The 4052-nt window shown below is 31.8% G+C and carries 5 protein-coding genes; 1 reads left to right on the top strand and 4 read right to left on the bottom strand.

Translation table 11 applies throughout. The features are described from left to right. Nucleotides 1–439: FtsX-like permease family protein (locus tag HMPREF9129_RS01915; RefSeq protein ID WP_004819748.1), on the top strand; the 439-nt coding region annotated here is incomplete at its 5' end. A gap of 117 nt (nt 440–556) precedes the next feature. On the opposite strand, the gene HMPREF9129_RS01910 is transcribed toward HMPREF9129_RS01915, so the two are convergent. The 4 genes from HMPREF9129_RS01910 to HMPREF9129_RS01895 are packed head-to-tail and all read right to left on the bottom strand — an operon-like array spanning nt 557 to nt 4021. Next, nucleotides 557–844, bottom strand: coding sequence for a hypothetical protein (locus HMPREF9129_RS01910; protein ID WP_004819747.1), 288 nt, complete (start codon nt 842–844; stop codon nt 557–559). Then, nucleotides 837–2036 carry a pyridoxal phosphate-dependent aminotransferase gene (locus HMPREF9129_RS01905; RefSeq protein WP_004819744.1) on the bottom strand — a complete coding sequence of 400 codons (1200 nt, stop codon included), beginning with the start codon at nt 2034–2036 and terminating at the stop codon, nt 837–839. The genes HMPREF9129_RS01910 and HMPREF9129_RS01905 overlap by 8 nt, the downstream gene beginning before the upstream one ends. Nucleotides 2037–2052: 16 nt before the next feature. Continuing rightward, nucleotides 2053–3015 (bottom strand): ATP-binding protein, encoded by a 963-nt coding sequence (locus tag HMPREF9129_RS01900; RefSeq protein ID WP_004819741.1) that lies wholly within the window; start codon nt 3013–3015, stop codon nt 2053–2055. Between the two features lie 4 nt (nt 3016–3019). Further along, on the bottom strand, nt 3020–4021 hold the full coding sequence (locus HMPREF9129_RS01895) for a DnaD domain protein (RefSeq protein WP_004819740.1): 1002 nt from the start codon (nt 4019–4021) through the stop codon (nt 3020–3022). Nucleotides 4022–4052: the final 31 nt, after the last annotated feature.

Raw genomic sequence — 4052 nt, 5'->3', positions numbered from 1 at the left:
CCTTCAGATAAAATCTACAATGGAATTCAAAAACCTAATAGAATTTGCTGGTTACAGCTTATCAATAGTATTGTTTTTAATGTCTGTATTAAACTTTATAATTATTATTGCTACTGAAATATTGAGAAACATGGTTAACTTATCAATACTTGAAGCTATAGGAATGACAAACAGAAGCATCAAAAAATACTTATTCAAAAAGAATTTGATTTATTCTTTTTCAAGCTTAATACTTTCTCTTCTAATCATGCTGCTTGTAAATAAATTTATTTTAATAGATTTTATGGCACAGACTAAGTGGAGTTCATTTCACTTTGTAATTATTCCGCTTATACTTGTAAATTTAGTAAATATGATAATAGGAATATTATTTACCAGCAAATTTTATGAAAACCGCAGTCAAAATAGTCTTGTCGATAGAATGAGAAATTTAAAATAAATATTTTCTCTAAAACAAAAAATAAAAAAGGTATGGGCATTCAACCTCATAGCCTTTTTTATTACTCCTAAAAACTCTTAGAATCAGTTTTCTAAAATCCCTATCCTTTCTGTCCGTTCATACTAAGCCTCTCAATTTAAACAGTCCATAAAAAACTGCCAACACAATATAGAGAACTGCTAAATTTTTTGTAAGATTTTTTGGTGCATCTTTATCTTTTTTCTCTTTTGGCTCTCTGTCATAACTAATTGTAAATCCAAAGCTCGTTGTCACAACCAAGATTAACAAAATAATTCTTGCTATCTCCATCTCTTGAGGAACTTGCTCCATCTTTGTAGCCACATAGTGCACTACTACAAATATTGTCACAAAGAGTATCAAAAGCCTTTGTATATTTTTATTCATAACTTTCTTTATATACGTCTAATGCTTTTTTAATTATTTGTATACTTCTTCTAATGTCTTTTTCATTTATTACATATGCAAGTCTAACTTGTTTTTTTCCTATATCTGTTCCATGATAAAATCCAAATGCCGGTGCAACCATTACAGTTTCGCCATTGTCATCAAATTCTTCTAATAACCACTTTGCAAAATGGTCTGAATCTTTAATTGGAAGTTCAGGCATTACATAGAATGCTCCTTCAGGTTTTGTTAGTTTAACCCCTTTAATTTTTGAAAGCTCTTCATATATTGCGAGTCTTCTTTTGTTGTATTCTTCGTTTACTTCTTTGAAGTATTCTTCGCTAACTTCGTAAAGAGCTGCTGCTCCAACTTGGTCAACTGTAGAAACTGCAAGTCTTGATGTTGCAAGTCTTACTGCTGCGTCCATTACTTCTTTATTCTTAGATAGTAGAGCTCCTATTCTTGCCCCACAAGCTCCAAATCTCTTTGAGATTGAATCTAAAAGAATAAGTCTGTCGTCTATTCCTTCAAATTCTGTAAATGAGCAGAATTCTGCACCATCAAATACAAATTCAGAATAAACTTCATCTGCTAAGATGTATAAGTCATTTTCTATAGCTACATCTACAACCGCTTGTAGTTCGTCTCTTGAGTACACTGCTCCTGTTGGGTTTGATGGGTTTGAAATCAAGATTCCTCTTGTTCTTTCATCAATTCCTTTTTGTATAACTTCCTTAGCCGGTAGTCTGTATCCTTCTTCTACTAATGTATCGAATGTATTTAAGTGAATCCCTATTTCTCTAAACATTGTATAATAGTTTGAGTAGAAAGGATTTGTTGTAACTATATTTTCGCCCAAGTCCGCAACTATTTCAGCTGCAAATTTAAGCGCTTCACTTGCCCCTGAAGTAATTACTATTTCAGTTTCCGGATCATATTGTTTGCCCTTTTTAGCATAATAGTTGCAAGTAGCTTCTCTAATTCCCTTCATACCTTTTGATGGAGCATAGTCAATCGTATCTAATTCAATTGCTCTTATTGAATCCAAAAATTCAACAGGTGTCTTTGTATCGGGTGCTCCTATATTTAAATGATAAACTTTTTTTCCCTGTTTTTTAGCTTTTTCAGCTACCGGTGTCAATTTTCTTATTGCTGAAAAAGGTACTTCATTTACTCTTTGTGATAGTTTCATCTTCCCATTCTCCTTGTCATCTTAATCTTAAGTCTTCTCCATAAAATTTCAAAGGTACAAACTTTTGAAATACTCTGGAAAAAACTCTGTCTGTATAAGTTCCAGAAAGTTCTTTTGGAGATAAATTAGTAGATATCAAAGTCTTTTTAGCTGATATTAGTCTTGTATTGACTATGTTAAAAATCTCTGATGTACTAAATGAATTTATCATCTCTATTCCCAAATCATCGATTATAAGAAGTTCAGCTTCAAAAAGCATATCATATTTCATCTGTGCCATTTCTGAATGTCTAAATCTCTTATTTTCAACTATATCAAGTATATTAAATGCCGTTTGATATATTACATTTATACTTTTATCTAACAGCTCTTTAGCTATACAGTTTAACATAAAAGTCTTGCCTTGTCCTGTACTCCCATAAAAAAGCATATTAAAATCATTGTCTTTGTTAAATGTGTCTATAAATCTTCTACTCACATTTAAAATCTCACTTATATTTTCTCTCGGTGTCAATTCTTCATCTTCAAATTTTTGGTCTGAAAATACTTTTATATCGAAGTTTGTAAAATTTTCCTTGGTAAGTGCATAGTTTATGTTGCTTGCATAGTAGAGCTCTTGTGAAATTTTATTTTTAAAACAAGTACATCTGCTACCGTCTTCAAGCTTTCCCGTGTCTTTACACAATGTACAATCATATTGCACATCTAAATAGTCACTTAAATATCCATTTTGCATTAACAAGTTCTCTTTCTCTTTTTTTAGAGAATATATTTCCTCGTTCAACTTCATAAGACTCTCACTTGATGGATTTAAAAGCTGTTCCCTTGAGCCTCTTATTCCAATTTTAGTGATGTACTTATCTACTTCTTCTATTTCCGGTATTTCTCTATATATCTTTTTTATTCTTCGTTCGTTTTCTCTCTGATTCTTATCTCTTATTTGTTGATATTCTATCTCTATTTTCTTGAAAACATCCATATCATCATCCTAATTTCTTATAAAAGTCTTCACGTTTCTTTCTCGCTAAATTTTCCATTTCATCTTCTGACATCTTGTCTGTTGCCTGAGTAAAGTTGTGAAATTTCGTTCTCTTAGCTATTTTTTTCTTAACATCTTTTTGAACGATTTCTGAAACTTCTGTAATTCCCTTTTCTCTCCAATTCATCAAAATCCTATCTACATATCCTATGTTAGGGTTTGATGTGTTTACTGTTCTATCACAAGCTGCCATAACAAGTTCCATGCTAAATTTATATTCATCAAACCATGAATTCACTTTTTCAAAATCAACTTGTTTGTATGCTTTATTAGCAAGTCCTATTCTCTCTTTAACTTTCATAAGTCTATAGAATTTTTCATCATGTTCTCTCGATGCTTTTTCTATATCTTCCTTAGTTCTTATATTATCTCTAGACCAATTTCTAACAACTGCCTCAACATAATCTACACTTTCTTTCTTTTTTATTTCTGTTGAGTACCAAAATGCTTCTTCAATCATTTCAACCGGCATATTGTAAGTTTCTCTCCAACTTGCAATATCAAGTTTTTTTGAGTTTGTCAGCATCCCTCTCATATAGTAGTCAGCTGTAGACAATAGTCTGGCTATATCATTGTCGTCTAATACACTACTTCTAGTGCTCTGTTTTGGTTCAGGTTTAGTATATACATTCTCAACATAGAGTTGTTTTAAGTTTACAAACACAATATCAAAACTTCCGTCTTGATTTAATTCTCTCCTTACAACTCCAGCCCTCTCCCAATATTCAAACGCTCTTCTTATGTCCGATTCTATAAGCCCGAGCAAATCTGCAAGTCTTCCAAAGTCAAAACTGGCAACCCCCTCGGGCTCACGGGCCAGTTTCAACCCCAACAAATATACTTTTACAAAATTTCCATCTGCTTGAGGAAGATAGTCATTTATAAAAATATTTTCTATGGGAGTATCCCCTAAATCCATATTCATTTTTTCAAGTTTAAATTCCATAATTCCTCAAACCTTTCCTTTGTAAGAACCA

The organism is Peptoniphilus indolicus ATCC 29427, from assembly GCF_000227315.1.
In the GTDB taxonomy this organism is placed as follows: domain Bacteria; phylum Bacillota; class Clostridia; order Tissierellales; family Peptoniphilaceae; genus Peptoniphilus; species Peptoniphilus indolicus.
This window is presented reverse-complemented; position numbering and strand designations above follow the sequence as displayed.

Excerpts from the sequence above, each read along its gene's own strand:
- HMPREF9129_RS01910 (WP_004819747.1), bottom strand. The coding sequence starts at position 844 with ATGAATAAAAATATACAAAGGCTTTTGATACTCTTTGTGACAATATTT.
- HMPREF9129_RS01905 (WP_004819744.1), bottom strand. The coding sequence starts at position 2,036 with ATGAAACTATCACAAAGAGTAAATGAAGTACCTTTTTCAGCAATAAGA.
- HMPREF9129_RS01900 (WP_004819741.1), bottom strand. The coding sequence starts at position 3,015 with ATGGATGTTTTCAAGAAAATAGAGATAGAATATCAACAAATAAGAGAT.
- HMPREF9129_RS01895 (WP_004819740.1), bottom strand. The coding sequence starts at position 4,021 with ATGGAATTTAAACTTGAAAAAATGAATATGGATTTAGGGGATACTCCC.